The organism is uncultured Acidovorax sp. (genome assembly GCF_964021665.1).
Classification (GTDB): domain Bacteria; phylum Pseudomonadota; class Gammaproteobacteria; order Burkholderiales; family Burkholderiaceae_C; genus Acidovorax; species Acidovorax temperans.
In genome coordinates, this window is record NZ_CAXIAK010000087.1 from 1 (window position 1) to 14,618 (window position 14,618).

Sequence of the window (14,618 nt, forward strand, 5' to 3'; positions counted from 1 at the left end):
AGATGTAGGTGTTGCGCACCATGAACTCTTTCAGAATGTCGTTCTGAATGGTTCCGGAGAGCTTGTCCTGGCTCACGCCCTGCTCTTCCGCTGCCACCACGTAGCCGGCTAGCACGGGCAGCACGGCGCCGTTCATGGTCATGGAGACCGACACCTTGTCGAGCGGAATCTCGTTGAAGAGGATCTTCATGTCCTCCACCGAGTCAATCGCTACACCCGCCTTGCCCACATCGCCCGTCACGCGGGGGTGGTCAGAGTCATAGCCACGGTGGGTAGCCAGGTCAAACGCGACCGACACGCCCTGCCCGCCCGCAGCCAGGGCCTTGCGGTAGAAGGCGTTGGATTCTTCGGCGGTCGAAAAGCCTGCGTACTGGCGGATGGTCCAGGGGCGCACTGCATACATGGTGGCCTGCGGGCCGCGCAGGAAGGGCTCGAAACCGGGCAGCGTGTCGGCGTAAGGCAGGTCTTTGGTGTCTGCCGCGGTGTAGAGCGGTTTGACGGTGATGCCATCGGGAGTGACCCAGTTCAGCGCATTGACATCGCCACCGGGGGCCGATTTGGCCGCTGCCTTGGCCCAGGCCTCTAGCGAGGCAGGTGCGAACTCGGGGGCGTTGTTCTGGGGGGTGTCACTCATGGCGAAAGCTTCTCCGAAGATGGCGTTGGGGGTCGTCGCACGCGACGCTCGGTGGGCACCGACGTGGCGGGCAGTTTACATCATTCATAATTATTCATTCAAAATATTCCGCGCAGCTTACAATCCGGCCCATGTCAGCTATTACCCTCACGCCCAAAGCCCTGTACGAAGAAGTTGCCGAGCAATTGCGCCAGCGCATCTTCCGCCGCGAGCTGGAACCTGGCAGCTGGATTGACGAACTCAAGATTGCGGAAGAATTCGGCATCAGCCGCACGCCGCTGCGCGAGGCGTTGAAGGTGCTGGCCGCCGAAGGCCTCGTCACGATGAAGGTGCGCCGTGGCGCCTATGTGACGGAGATGAGCGAGAAAGACCTGCGCGACGTGTACCACCTGCTCAGCCTGCTGGAGAGCGACGCCGCAGGCGTGGTGGCCGAGCGCGCCACACCCGAGCAGCAGCAAACCCTGCGCGATTTGCACACTGAGCTGGAATCGGCTGCTGGCAACCGGGAAGCCTTCTTCTCAGTGAACGAGCGTTTTCACATGGCCTTGCTCGACATGGCCGACAACCGCTGGCGCAGCCAGATGGTGGCCGACCTGCGCAAGGTAATGAAGCTCAACCGCCACAACTCGCTGTTCAAGCAAGGGCGGATTGAAGATTCGCTGAACGAGCACCGCGCCATTCTGGACGCCATGCTCTCGCGCGACCCCGAAGGCACGCGGCGCGCCATGCAGGCGCACTTCGCGCAGGGGCTGCAAGCCGCCACCTAGAAACCTGTTCCAAGTGGCGGAGGCACACCGCCGCGTTAAGCCACCACCGCCACCGCGCCCCCGGCGTAGGCCACGCCAAAACGGTTGTCCAAAAAGTCGGCCAGCGGCACGGCTTCCTGCCCCACAAACCCTTTTTGCGGCAAACGGCCCTGGGCCACCAGGTCCAGCTCCGTGCAAATGCCTGCCGCCGTGGTCAGCTGGATGGCGCTGAGCGTGTGGCCTGCCACGGGCGCGCCCACGATGCGTGCTGAATACGAATGCTGCACCAGCCGCCCGCCGCGCAGCCCGGATGCGGTGGCAAACACCACGATCACGTCCTGGTCGGTGGTCGGAATGGCGGTTTCCAGCAGGTCTTTGAGCAAGTCGCGCCGGTCGCGCAGGCGCAGGTCATTCAGCAGCAGTTTCAAGATGGCGCAGTGACCGGGGTAGCGAATGGACTGGTAATCCACCTGCCGGGCCTTGCCCGCCAGGGTTTCGGTGAGCGTGCCCAGCCCGCCCGAGGTGTTGAAGGCCTCATATTCCACACCATCCAGGGCAAAGGTTTCCAACCCTTCCAGTGCGGGCACCGTGGTGCGCACGCCGTCCACAATGGCTTCGCAGGGGTTGCAGTACTCGTTGATCAGCCCTTCAGTGTTCCAAGTCAGGTTGTAGCGCAGGGCGCCCTGGGGGTAGCGCGGCAAGGCACCCACGCGCATGCGCAGCGTGTGCAGCGTGTCAAAGCGCGAAGCCAGGTCTTGCCCCACGATGCCGATGAACCCAGGGGCCAGCCCGCACTGGGGCATCAGCACACTTTGCGCCGCACCGCCCGCCTTGCCCTCCACCGCCAGGCGGCGGATGGCGTGGGTGCTTTGCACGTCTTCCGTCAAGTCAAAGTAATGCAAGCCTGCCTGCACACACAGCGTGGCCACCGCCACCGCGCGGTGGTACGGCAGGGCATTGAGGACAGCAAAGCGGCCCTGCACCGCCGCTTGCAGGCTGGGCTCGTCTGACAGCAACTGGGTGTGCACACCCAGGGCTGCTGCCTCGGCCAGGCGCGACGGGTCCCGGTCGGCCACCGTCAGGCGGTAGCCACCGGCCTGTTTGAGCAGCAAGGCTATGGCAAAGCCGATGTGGCCCGCGCCGAGAATGGTGACATCCAGGTCGGCAGAGGCATGGGCGGGGTGTTGGGTGGTCATGTGAAGTCTCCTTGTAGGTATGGCAGGCACGGTGTCGATTCGGTGCCGCCATCGTAGGCAAGGGCTCTGTCAATGTGTAGTGAGCAAATCGTCGAAAGCAGAGCTAATATCTACCGAAACGTCGAATGCTTGCATCGATACGACTAAACCAGCCTTCTGCGCCCTGCCATGAACACCACTCTGGACGATATTGACCGCCAATTGCTCAGCCTGCTGCAGACCAACGCCCGGGAAGGCACGGCCCTGCTGGCGCGCAAGCTGGGCCTGGCCCGCACCACGGTGGTAGCCCGCATTGCGCGGCTGGAACGGTCGGGCGTGGTGGCGGGTTACGGGGTGCGCCTGGGCGCGCGGCTGGACGCCAGCACCGTGCGCGCCTGGTGCAGCCTGAGCGTGATGCCCAAGGCGGGCCCCGCCGTGCTGCGGGCGCTGGGCGCGATGCCCGAGGTGGAAGAGGTATCGGCCGTGAGCGGGCCGTTCGACTACCTGGTGTTCTTGCGCTGCACCAGCCATGAGCAGCTGGACCGCCTGCTCGATCAGGTGGGCCAGCTCGAAGGGGTGCACCAAACCCAGACCAGCATCGTGCTCAGCCGCAAAATCGACCGGCGCAGTGTGGATGGGTAAGACGGAGTGCGAACAATTTACTCCTGAAAAAGGAGCTGCCTGCGCCTATCTTTCGGGCGTTAGAGCCTGTTTTGATGCCAAACCGACTCACACCTCGAACTGTGTCGGGTTCTTGCCGCGAATGGGGGCGTAGAAAGCCTTGATGGCGGCCATGTCCAGCTCCAGGTCGCCAGTGGGCTCAAACACCGGCCCCAGGCCCCCTACCTTGCGGCCGTAATCGACAAACGCCAGCACGATGGGCACACCCGCCTGCTGGGCAATGAAATAAAAGCCCGTTTTCCAGCGCTTGGTTTTGCCGCGCGTGCCCTCTGGCGGCACGATCAGCTGCATGGGCCCGGTGGCCAGGCGCATGGCCTCTGCCGACGAGGCCACCAGGTTGTTGGCCTGCTCACGTTTCACCGGAATGCCCCCCAGCCAGCGCATCACCGGCCCCAGCGAGCCTTTGAACAGGCTGTGCTTGCCCATCCAGTACACGCGCAGGCGCAGCACAAAGGCCAGCATCAGCGTGTATGGCAAATCCCAGTTGCTGGTGTGGGGTGCGGCAATCAGCACGCTCTTGGTCGCCTCGTCGGGCAACTGGCCCTCCACCGTCCACCCCGTCAGGCGCAAAGTGATTCGCGAAAACGCGCGCAGGAAGGTGTTGACCACCGGTGTGTCAAAAATGGTGCGGTGCATGGGAAGGGGGCGAGGAATACGCCAGAACAGGGGCGAGAAAAGCGACAGAAACCTTTCGCTACATTTTGCCGAAAAATCAGGGAGCCTCAGTAAAAAATGCAAAAAATGAACCCTGGGCATGCCCGCTATCAGATAAAGCCCACCCCATCGCCCCAGGCTGCGTGGTGGGCGAGCCAGCCACACGACGCGGTCAGGACGCCAATGGGATAATCCCACCCCCGCAAGGCCGCAGGCCCATGCCAGCCGCTTGCCCCGCCGACCCTTTTCCTTACCCTACAACCCGTGCCCTCCCCCACAAGCCCCTGGCGTATGTCCATCGCCCCGATGATGGACTGGACTGATAGGCATTGCCGCTACTTTCACCGCCTGCTGACACGGCACACCCTGCTGTACACCGAAATGGTGAACGCAGGCGCCATCATCCATGGGGGCACAGAGCGCCACCTGCGCTTCAATGCCGAAGAGCACCCTGTCGCCTTGCAGCTGGGCGGCAGCGAGCCCGCCAACCTGGCCCAGGCTGCGAGGCTGGGCGCCCAGTGGGGCTATGACGAAATCAACCTGAACTGCGGCTGCCCCAGCGACCGCGTGCAGCGCGGTGCCTTTGGCGCCAGCCTGATGAAGGCGCCCCAACTGGTGGCCGACTGCGTGAAAGCCATGCGCGACGTGGTGGATGTGCCCGTGACGGTGAAGCACCGCATTGGCATCGACAAGGACGAAAGCTACAGCTTTGTGCGCGACTTTGTTGGCACCGTGGCGGATGCGGGTTGCACCGTGTTCATCGTGCACGCGCGCAATGCCTGGCTGCAGGGCCTGAGCCCGAAGGAAAACCGCGACATTCCGCCCCTGCGCTACGAGGTGGTGCGCCAGTTGAAGGCCGACTTTCCGCAGTTCACTTTCGCCATCAACGGCGGCTTCACCACCGACGAGGCGGTGCAGGAACAGCTGGAGCACCTGGACGGCGTGATGGTGGGCCGCGAGGCGTACCACAACCCCTGGTGGCTGGCACGCTGGGACGCGCTCTACTACGGCGAACAAGGTGGTGTGCCCTGCCCCCTGACACGTGAAGAGGTGGAACTGGCGATGGTGGAGTACATGGAGCGCGAAGCCGCCCAGTACGGCACGCCCTGGGCGCACATTGCACGCCACATGCTGGGCCTGCGCCACAGCCTGGCCGGTGCACGCATCTGGCGGCAGGTGTGGAGCAACCACCTGCTCAAAGACCGCCCCGCCCGCGAGGTGTACCACCTGGCACAGCAGGCCGTGGCCGAGTCGTTGGCAAACCATCAGGAACATTGAGGCAGCGAGCGCTGGTCGGCAGGGAGTCACATCCACCGACCGCGCCGATCCGCAAACGCCTGGGCCTTTAAGGCCAATCACTTCAAAAAGCATAGCTGCCGGCGCTTGCGTGGCAAGCGCTGCAGCCTGATTTGGCCTTGATTCCCTCTGCGCAAAAGGCGCTGACGGATGGGGTGATTTTTCGCCAGAATTGAAGCTCAATCGGCATCCAGGCCAAACGCCATCAGCGGCAGCAGCTATTGATTCAATAGCAAACCAATCCCCCCTCGCCTTGCAGCAGCGAACCCCAGTGGTGGCCGAGGCAAGCCATGGGGTTCACGCAGACAGTGGCGTGAATCGCCTGCAACACGCCAGCCGGGTGACCCGTATCCTGGGCTTGCACCAGACGAAACTCAAAAAAGCTCGGCCGTGCCCTGCAGGGTGAGCCAGCCTTCATGGTCATTGCTCCAGAGGAGCACAGATTTCCCATCCGCCGATGGCGCGCCGTTCAAGCCAAACGGGTGCAGGTCAAACGTGGGCCGCACGGCTTTGAAGTGAAAACCCTTCACGCGGGCGCTGGGGCACTGGCGGCGCAGTAGGTCGATGAGCAGCGTGGCAATCAGCGGCCCGTGCACGATGAGGCCTGGATAGCCCTCGACTTCCGTGACGTAGCGCCGGTCGTAGTGGATGCGGTGGCCATTGAAGGTGAGCGCGGAATAGCGGAACAGCAGCACATCGTCAGGCGTGATGCTGCGCTGCCAGGGCGCGCCGGTTTCCGCAGCGATCGGCGCTGGCACCGGGTCACCCGGCTGGGGTGCAGCACGGTAGACGATATCGTGCTCTTCGGTCAGCGCAAGACCCCTGGCGTTGGAAATCTCGTGCTTGACCAGCACAAACACCAAATCGCCCGTGCGGCCCGCCTTGTGCGTGATGGATTCGATGCGCGAGGTGCGCTGCACCGCATCGCCCACCAACAGGGGGTTGTGCTCTTCCCACCGCAAACGCCCGCCAGCCCACATGCGGCGCGGCAGCGGCACCGGGGGCAGAAAGCCGCCGCGCGCCGGGTGGCCGTCGGGCCCGAGACCGCTTTGGCGCACCTGGGGCAAAAAATAGAGCCAGTGCCACAACGGCGGCAGCGCAGTGCCGGGCACAGGAGCGGGGTCTTCCCGGTCCAGCGTGGCCGACAGGCCGCTGACGGGGGCACTGGTGATGGTGTCGTGCAGGGTTTCGGCCCTGCCCTGCCAGGTTTGCAGATGGCTCAGCAAAGCGGCGTCAACGGTGCGGAGTTCTTCGGTCATGGGCGGCGCCGTACGGCAAGTGGTAGCAAGGGGTAATGCTGGGTGCTGCAGAAGGCTGGGCCTTGTGCACCGACACGACAAGCAGGCTCAACGAGGCCCAGCGGCAGCAATTTGCGCACTCAACCAGCCCTGTAGCGGTTGCGGGCGGCTGTAGAGGTAGCCCTGAAGGCATTCGCAATGGTTCTGGATGAGGAAATCTGCCTGGGCCTGCGTCTCCACCCCTTCGGCCACCACGCGCAGCTTGAGGTGGTTGGCCACCGCCAGGATGGACTGCACGATGGCCGTGTCGCTCGGGTCGTCCGGTGCGTCCTGCACAAAGCTCTTGTCAATTTTCAGCTCGTACAGCGGCAGGCGCTTGAGGTAGGCCAGGCTGGAATAGCCGGTGCCAAAGTCATCAATGGAGAAGCGCACGCCCAGGTGCACCAGCTCGGTCATGCGGGCGATGGTGTCACTGAGGTTTTCAATCAGCAGACTCTCGGTCACTTCCAGAATCAGCAACTCTGCCTTCGCTCCGGTGGCCGAGAGCACGTTGCGGATGCGCTCCACAAAATCTTCTTGCCTGAACTGGCGCTCGCTCACGTTGACCGAGATGGTGTATTCCAGCCCCTGCGCCTGCAGCTGGGCCAAGGCCTCGCAGGCCTGGCCAATCATCCAGTCGCCCATGCGCAGGATAAGGCCCGACGCTTCGGCCACCGGGATGAAGCGGCTGGGTGGCACGTTGCCACGCTCGGGGTGGTTCCAGCGCATCAGCAACTCGCCGCCCACCACTGCGCCGCGCGCATCCACTTGCGACTGCACGAACACGGCCAGCTGGCCCTCGGCGCTGGCTTTTTTGAGATCCTGCTCCAGCGCCAGGCGCTCCTGCACATCGGCCTGCATGGCCGCTTCATAGAAACGGATGCGGTTGCGCCCCATATCCTTGGCGCGGTACATGGCCGTGTCGGCCTCGCGCAGCAGGTCTTCGGCACCTTCCTGCTGCTTGGGGAACAGCGTAATGCCGATGCTGCAGGTGTTGCTGTAGTGGTGGTTCTGGATGTTGTAGGGCACATCCAGCGCGGTGCGGATGGCTTCAGCCGCCAGCAGCGCAGTACGCCCCGCGCTCTCCATGTCCAGCCCCAGCTGGCCAATCAGCATCACAAATTCATCGCCCCCAAGGCGGGCCACGGTGTCCCCCGGGCGCTGCAAATCCAGCAGGCGCTGCGCGACCTGCTTGAGCATGATGTCGCCCACGGCATGGCCGCGTGCGTCGTTGATTTGCTTGAAGTTGTCCAGATCCACAAACAGCAAGGCGCCGATTTGCCCCGACTTGCGGGCACCGGCCACCGCTTGCTCTGTGCGGTCGAGCAGCATGCGGCGGTTGGGCAACTGCGTGAGCGCGTCGAAATACGCCAGATGGTGCGAGCGCGCCTCGGCCTGCTTGCGCTCGGTGATGTCCCGCGACAGCGCGATGAAGCTCTGGATCGACTCGCTGGGCCCGGACTTTCTGGCAATCGAGAGCTCAAACCAGTACGGGCGCCCCTTCAGGCGCAACTCGAACTGGTGCCCTGCCGAATACCCTGTGGCGCTGGCCGCCTGCAGCGTGGCACGGCAGCCCGCAACGGCTTCCGGCGCCACGATGTCTTGCAGCCGCTGGCCCACAAAACTGTCTGCCACCTCGGCCAGCGGTGCCAGGTGGCCACTGCGACAGTGAAGAATGCGGCCTTCCTCGTCGATTTCCATCAACAGATCGGGAATGGCGTTGAGGGTGCTGGCCAGTTCGTCGCGCGTGCCGCGCAGCTCCGCGGTCATGCGGTAAGCCAGCGCTTCGGCCCGGGTGCGGCCAGTGGCCAGCAACCACGCAAACCAGCCCATCACAATGCTGAACACCACCCCGAACAGCGCGGAGATATGGTGCGTTTCGTACTCGTAGCGGTCTTCAAAAACTGGCAGCGGGCTCATGCGCAACGTCCAGGTGCGGCCACCAAACTGCACTTGGCGAAACAGCTGGCGCGGAGTGCTACCTGACTGCACGCGCGAGTCGGTAAAGAGCTGCTGCAGGCCTTCAGGCGCTGAGCCGTCGATGACATCCAGGGCAATGTCAGGTTCAAATTCGCGCGCAAGCCCGGCGATGACATCGGCCATGTAAAACGGGGCCGACACCCAGCCGCGCAAAGCGTTGCGGCGCTGCTCGGCGCTTTCCGGCGCAGCACCCTTGGCATAGATAGGCAGGTACATCACCAGTCCCTAGGGTGCGGCAGAAGTGTCTTGCTCCAGGGCCAGCATTCCCGATACTGCCAGCACACCTGTGTCGGCAGCACGCTCCAGGGCATCTCGGGCCGTTGGGATGGCGTAGGCATCCAGCCCCAGCGCACGCTGGTTGTCAGCATCCAGGGGTTCAATGTGCGTCACGGCCGCATACAGGGGCCGCACCCCGGGTGGGCGGACGGTGTAGTCAGAAAAGCCGCGCTGGCGCATGTCCTGGATGTGCGCGGGCAGCTCCCCCTGCGATAACTTGAGAATCAGTGAAATGCCCCGCAGGCCCGGCCGTACCTCTTGCAGCTGCAAAGAGCTCACGTAGGTCTGAAACTCCTCGCGGTCAATGCGTTCCGAGCCTTCGAAGTACCCCCGCAAACCGCGCAGTACCAGCTCGTACGACGCCATGCGGTCTGCCAGGTTGTAGGCCATGCGATCTGCAGCCACCCGCAGGTCAATTTCGCGCCGCTCGCTGCTCGCCCGTTCTTCACTGCGCCAGTGGGCGAACGTGAGGCTGAGCATCACCAGCGACAGAACGGGCGCCAACAGCCATCCCCACCGGCGCTGTAACAGTCCGGCAGATGCTGGCGGTGCGGAAGGAACGTCAGGGACAGACATCGTGCATTCAGGGCGTGCCCACCCCACGGGTGGCACACGAGCGAGGGCCATTATCAACGGGGGAAACGGTGTGCGACATGCTTTTTAACGATTTTCAAGCCCCGTGACGGCGCCCGCACAACACCTTTTTCTGCGCCTGACACCTGGGGTGTGGTGGACAATCCACGCCTGGTACCGCCCCCTCGGGCGGCAAATCCCCAGCTGCACTACCCTGTAAACACCCATGGCCCAGATCCCCCTGGAGCTGGAAGAAACCCAGTTCCGCCACTTCTACGCCGACCACCTTACGCAACTGCAAGCCGCGTGCGCGCGGGTCGTGAGCACGGTTCGGGCACTGGTAGAGGCTGCACCGGGGCTGGAGATCTCCAAGGTCGAGGGCCGCGTCAAGGACGTGGAAGAGTGCATTCGCAAATTCCGCCGCAAATACCGCGCAGCCCTGGAAGAGCGCAACACGCCCTACGAGATCCAGCACTGGATCACGGACCTGATCGGTGTGCGCGTGGTCTGCCTGTACGAAGACGAAATCGAGAAGGTGGCCCACCTCCTGCAATCGCACTTTGATGTGATTGAAGTGACCGACAAGGTGGCAGCCGTTGAGTCCACCGAAGCGGAATTTGGCTACAAAGGCCTGCACCTGGACCTGCGCTGGAACAATGTGCAACGGGCGACGCCCGAACACGCAGCAGAAGCCCCATGGCCTTTTGAGCTGCAGATCCGCACCATCATCCAGGATTCGTGGAGCGTGCTGGACCACAAGATCAAGTACAAGAAATCCATTCCCGGGCAGCTCAAACGCCGTATCAATGTGCTGTCTGCCCTGTTCGAGCTGGCTGACCGGGAGTTTTTGCAGATTCGCGACGCCACCGCTGCCGAGCTGCTCAAGGCCCCGGACGAAACCGCCGAGCCCGCACCAGAAACGCTGACCGATCCGCTGGAGCCCACCAAATCCCCCAGCCTGGGCAGCGAGCTCAATGCGTTCACCTTCCTCAAGATTGCAAACCACTTTTTCAAGGACTTCGAGTTCGAGCCTTCCAAGGTAGACAGCTTTGTGGCCGATATTCACCAGTGGCAGCCGGGCATGACACGCGCCCAGCTCAATGAGCTGTTGCGCCACACGATTGGCACGGTCAAGAAGTACAAGCTGCACTTTGAGGAACAAAACCCTGACGCGTCCTTCAACCCCTTCACCGTGATTCGGCATTGCCTGTACCTGGGGGACAAAAAGCTGTTCCGTACCGCGCTGCGCAACGTGGCCCGCCAGGCCTTTGAAGCCTGGCTGGCAGAAAACCAGGTTTGATGGACTTCTGGCCGAGGTGCCGAACCGCCTGTGCGGCACTGGCAGAAAATAGAGTAAAAATCAGCTCTAACGCCCTTCGAGCAAGCGCCAGCAGCTATTCAATTGATAGCAAATCAGCTGTTTTCAAAGGCTTTGAGATGCCAAAGCCAGTGCCTTCGAACGCACCCAACCTGTCTCCAAGGCGACTACAGATTGGTGGTTCTACTCCATTCTTTCGTTACGGAGTACTGCTATATTGCACTGCAACATAACGGAGTTTCGCCCCATGCTCTACCAGATTTACGAAACCCAGCGCTCCTTGATGGAGCCCTTTGCTGACTTCGCGCAAGCTGCGTCCAAATTGTTCAGCAACCCCCTGTCGCCATTCAACCAGATGCCGATGGCACAGCGTATGTCTGCGGGGTACGACCTGCTGTACCGGCTGGGCAAGGACTACGAAAAGCCCACCTTTGACATCCCCAGCGTGGAAGTGGAAGGCGTGGGCGTGGCCATCCATGAACGGGTGGAGCTGGACAAGCCCTTTTGCGAACTGCGCCGTTTCAAGCGCTTTTCCGACGACCCCGCCACGCTGACCAAGACCAAGAATCAGCCAGTGGTGCTGGTCGTGGCGCCGCTTTCCGGGCACTACGCCACGTTGCTGCGCGACACCGTGCGCACCATGCTCAAGGACCACAAGGTCTACATCACCGACTGGAAAAACGCCCGCCTTGTGCCCTTGTCCGAAGGTGAGTTCCACCTGGATGACTACATCAACTACGTGCAGGAGTTCATTCGCTACCTGCAGGGCGTGTACGGCAACTGCCACGTCATCAGCGTATGCCAACCCACGGTGCCGGTGCTGGCAGCGGTGTCGTTGATGGCCAGCCGTGGTGAAACCACCCCGCTGACCATGACCATGATGGGCGGCCCGATTGACGCCCGCAGATCGCCCACGGCCGTGAACAACCTGGCCATGAACCGCAGCTATGAGTGGTTTGAAAACAATGTGATCTACCGCGTGCCAGACAACTTCCCCGGCGCTGGCCGGCGTGTGTACCCTGGTTTCCTGCAGCACACGGGCTTTGTGGCGATGAACCCTGACCGGCACGCCACCAGCCACTATGACTATTTCAAGAACCTGATCAAGGGCGACGACGCCAGCGCCGAAGCCCACCGCAAGTTCTACGACGAGTACAACGCGGTGCTCGACATGGACGCCGACTACTACCTGGAAACCATCCAGACAGTGTTCCAGGAATACAAGCTGGTGCACGGCACCTGGGATGTGCGCTCGCCCGAAGGCAAGATCGAGCGCGTGCGCCCCCAGGACATCACCACCACGGCGCTGTTCACCGTGGAAGGTGAACTGGACGATATTTCAGGCTCGGGCCAAACCAAGGCTGCCCACGACCTGTGCACCGGCATTGTGAGCAAGGAACAGCGCCACCTGGAAGCCAAGGGTGCCGGGCACTACGGCATCTTCAGTGGCCGCCGCTGGCGCGAACTGGTGTACCCGCAGGTGAAGGCCTTCATTCTGGAACACCAGGCAGGCTTGAAACCGGCAGCTGCTGGTAAATCGGGCGCTGCTGCCGAGGTGGCTCCATCGGACACAGACACCATGGCTACGGCCAACGTGTCAGCCAGCCCTGCGCAGCGCCCGCGCCGATCCTCGGCGCGCAAGGCTTGAGCCCTGCCGTGCCCGCCAGGGTGGGCACCCCGATGAGCGATTTGGCGCGTCGGATCGACGCAGCCCTACCGCAAACGCAGTGCACCCGCTGCGGCTACCCCGATTGCGCGGCCTACGCGCGCGCTGTCGCGGCTGGCGAAGCAGGCATCAACCAGTGCCCCCCCGGCGGTGCTGAAGGCGTCGCGCGGCTGTCGGCCATCACCGGCCTGCCCGTAGTGGCGCTCAACCCAGAACACGGCGTCGAGTCGCCGCGCGCCGTCGCGGTCATTGATGAAAACTGGTGCATAGGCTGCACGTTGTGCATCAAGGCCTGCCCCACCGATGCCATCGTGGGCGCCAACAAGCTGATGCACACCGTGATGGAATCACATTGCACCGGCTGCGAGTTGTGCGTGCCGGTCTGCCCGGTCGACTGCATTCAGCTGGAGAACGCCACAGGCTCACGCACCGGCTGGGCCGCCTGGAGTGCAGAGCAAGCCGGCGAAGCCAGACAACGTTATGCCGCCCGAACCCTGCGGCTGGAGCGCACAGCACCAGAAGCGGATGAAGACGTAGCAACGCTTAGCGACCCGGAACCTGCCAGCGCAACACAAGAGCCGGCCGCTGCTGCACCGGCGACAGACGCTGCGGAGGCCCGCCGCGCCGCCATTGCCGCCGCCATGGAGCGCGCCAGGCAATTGCGGGCGCGCAGCTAAGCCTTCAGCCAAGCCCGCAACGCACGCCCAGCGGTTGGGCTGGCGGGCGCTTGGGGCTTGTGCGTACCGCGCCTTGCCTAGTGCCTCTCAGCGCGCAGCAAGCGTCTTGTAGACGCCGCAACCCACATATCCCGCATCCACCTGGCTCACAAAAGACATCTTGGTTTGCACCACGCAGGTAGAAGGGTTGGTGATGTCATATTCCACCCAGCCAGGCCCATGCTGCGCCTGCGCCACGATGTCGTGCACCAGTTGATCGCCTGCGATCCCCGGAATGTCCTGCACACGGGTGCCCACCTTGGAGGGGTTGCCACCAAATGCCAGGTAGCGACCGGTTTCGTCGAGCACGAACACATACATATCGCGGTCATGAAAACCGCCCGCCTTGTCGGTAATGCGACCCAAAAACTGTTCTCGGGATGTGGAGCGGTGCAATTCGACCGCCTTGCGCACCAGGGCCACCGCTTCTTCCGCGGTGCCCTGTTGCAACCGGAATGCGGCCACCGCGCGGTTCAACGTGCTGGCTCGCTGCTCCAGGGCCTCGGCCTGCTGCACGGCCAGCCCCACCATCTGGGCGTTGTCCTGTGTGATCTGGTCAAGCTGCTGCACCGCGCCGCTGATTTCTTTGAGGCCCGTGCTCTGCTCGTTGCTGGAACTGGCGATCTCGCCCATGCTGGCGGCCACGCTGTGGATGCCTCCAGCCATCGCCGAAATGCCATCGCCTGCAGAGCGGATCAGGTTCGCGCTGGATTCGACCTGCCCCACCGACGTCTGGATCAGATCGCGAATCTCGCGCGCTGCCTCGCCGGAACGCTGCGCCAGCATGCGAACCTCGGATGCCACCACGGCAAACCCTCGGCCCTGCTCACCGGCCCGGGCCGCCTCGACTGCAGCATTGAGCGCCAGGATATTGGTTTGAAAGGCGATGCCATCGATCACGCCAATGATTTCGCTCATGCGCCGCGCGCCTTGCTGAATGGCTTCCACCGACTGCACCGCACGGGCCATGGCCTGCGCGCCGGTGTCCGCTGCCTGCCGCACTTGTGCGGCTTTCTGGTCTGCACTCAAGGCTGTGTGGGCATTGTTTTGCACGGTGGACGAAAGCTCTTCCACGCTGGCGGCCGTCTCCTCCAGGTTGGCTGCCTGCTGCTCAGTCCGGTCGGCCAACGCCCGATTGCCATGCGCCAGGCTCTGGCCGGCATGGGCCACCAGGGCTGCGTTGCTGCGAATGTCAGCCACCATGGCAGAGAGCTTGTAGACCATCTGGTCCAGCGAACGGGCCATCTCGGCCATTTCGTCATGCCCCTGCAGGCTGGCGTGCACGGTCAGATCACCCTGCGTGGTTTGCTGCATCGACCGCGCCACCAAAGCCATGTCGTGCGACAGAGTCAACCACAACACCAGCTGCACATACAGCATCAGAACGCAAGCCACCGCAGTGAGCCACCAGGGCGCCGCCATCACGGCAAGCACCACGGCCACCAGCGATTGAGCAGCGCACCAGCCGAGTTTTCCGGGCAGCTTGAGCCGCCTCATCAGCCATGCCCCCGGCCGCAAAGGTGAAAACGCCACCATGTCTCTTGTCTCCTGTTTCTATTTGTATCTAACCCATGCTAGTGTGGTGTCTCAAAAATAGATAGAACTATTTTGACCGGTGTTGGTCGA

At 63.0% G+C, this 14,618-nt stretch carries 12 protein-coding genes and 1 pseudogene; 6 read left to right on the forward strand and 7 right to left on the reverse strand.

The window, feature by feature from the left end:
• Positions 1-634 (reverse strand): methylmalonyl-CoA mutase family protein (locus tag AADJ04_RS14955; protein WP_341240093.1); only part of this gene is annotated, 634 nt, incomplete at its 3' end.
• 131 nt (positions 635-765) lie between these two features.
• Here AADJ04_RS14955 and AADJ04_RS14960 point away from each other — a divergent pair.
• Positions 766-1,401 (forward strand): GntR family transcriptional regulator, encoded by a 636-nt coding sequence (locus tag AADJ04_RS14960; protein ID WP_341240094.1) that lies wholly within the window; start codon positions 766-768, stop codon positions 1,399-1,401.
• A gap of 35 nt (positions 1,402-1,436) precedes the next feature.
• Here AADJ04_RS14960 and AADJ04_RS14965 read toward each other — a convergent pair whose 3' ends face one another.
• Entirely contained in the window at positions 1,437-2,576 is a 1,140-nt protein-coding gene (locus tag AADJ04_RS14965) for a saccharopine dehydrogenase NADP-binding domain-containing protein (RefSeq protein ID WP_341240095.1), read from the reverse strand.
• A gap of 168 nt (positions 2,577-2,744) precedes the next feature.
• On the opposite strand from AADJ04_RS14965, the gene AADJ04_RS14970 reads away from it, so the two are divergent.
• A complete protein-coding gene (locus AADJ04_RS14970; RefSeq protein ID WP_207374809.1) occupies positions 2,745-3,197 on the forward strand; it encodes an Lrp/AsnC family transcriptional regulator in 453 nt (150 codons plus the stop codon).
• 87 nt (positions 3,198-3,284) lie between these two features.
• On the opposite strand, the gene AADJ04_RS14975 is transcribed toward AADJ04_RS14970, so the two are convergent.
• Entirely contained in the window at positions 3,285-3,872 is a 588-nt protein-coding gene (locus AADJ04_RS14975) for a lysophospholipid acyltransferase family protein (RefSeq protein ID WP_341240096.1), read from the reverse strand.
• A 282-nt stretch (positions 3,873-4,154) separates the two neighbouring features.
• Here AADJ04_RS14975 and dusA point away from each other — a divergent pair, with 282 nt between their 5' ends.
• Positions 4,155-5,168, forward strand: a complete 1,014-nt coding sequence (dusA, locus tag AADJ04_RS14980; RefSeq protein WP_341240097.1) for a tRNA dihydrouridine(20/20a) synthase DusA — start codon at positions 4,155-4,157, stop codon at positions 5,166-5,168.
• A gap of 392 nt (positions 5,169-5,560) precedes the next feature.
• Here the strand turns inward: dusA and AADJ04_RS14985 are convergent, their stop codons facing one another.
• From AADJ04_RS14985 to AADJ04_RS14995, 3 genes and pseudogenes are all read right to left on the reverse strand, one after another.
• Entirely contained in the window at positions 5,561-6,445 is an 885-nt protein-coding gene (locus tag AADJ04_RS14985; protein WP_341240098.1) for a MaoC family dehydratase N-terminal domain-containing protein, read from the reverse strand.
• 87 nt (positions 6,446-6,532) lie between these two features.
• The gene (locus AADJ04_RS14990; protein ID WP_341240103.1) at positions 6,533-8,383 is read right to left on the reverse strand and encodes an EAL domain-containing protein; all 1,851 of its coding nucleotides are present in this window, start codon (positions 8,381-8,383) and stop codon (positions 6,533-6,535) included.
• 105 nt (positions 8,384-8,488) lie between these two features.
• Positions 8,489-9,346: pseudogene (locus AADJ04_RS14995) on the reverse strand (CHASE domain-containing protein); the annotation flags it as partial.
• Between the two features lie 172 nt (positions 9,347-9,518).
• Between AADJ04_RS14995 and AADJ04_RS15000 the strand changes: the two are divergent.
• The 3 genes from AADJ04_RS15000 (at position 9,519) to rsxB (ending at position 12,953) form a co-directional block, all read left to right on the forward strand.
• Positions 9,519-10,592: a (p)ppGpp synthetase gene (locus tag AADJ04_RS15000; protein ID WP_341240099.1), complete on the forward strand. Its 1,074-nt coding sequence runs from the start codon at positions 9,519-9,521 to the stop codon at positions 10,590-10,592.
• A gap of 265 nt (positions 10,593-10,857) precedes the next feature.
• Complete coding sequence (gene phaZ / locus AADJ04_RS15005) at positions 10,858-12,258, forward strand: polyhydroxyalkanoate depolymerase (RefSeq protein WP_341240100.1); 1,401 nt, start codon at positions 10,858-10,860, stop codon at positions 12,256-12,258.
• A 32-nt stretch (positions 12,259-12,290) separates the two neighbouring features.
• Complete coding sequence (gene rsxB / locus AADJ04_RS15010) at positions 12,291-12,953, forward strand: electron transport complex subunit RsxB (protein WP_341240101.1); 663 nt, start codon at positions 12,291-12,293, stop codon at positions 12,951-12,953.
• A gap of 87 nt (positions 12,954-13,040) precedes the next feature.
• Here the strand turns inward: rsxB and AADJ04_RS15015 are convergent, their stop codons facing one another.
• The gene (locus tag AADJ04_RS15015; RefSeq protein ID WP_341240102.1) at positions 13,041-14,528 is read right to left on the reverse strand and encodes a methyl-accepting chemotaxis protein; all 1,488 of its coding nucleotides are present in this window, start codon (positions 14,526-14,528) and stop codon (positions 13,041-13,043) included.
• Between the last annotated feature and the right edge of the window lie 90 nt (positions 14,529-14,618).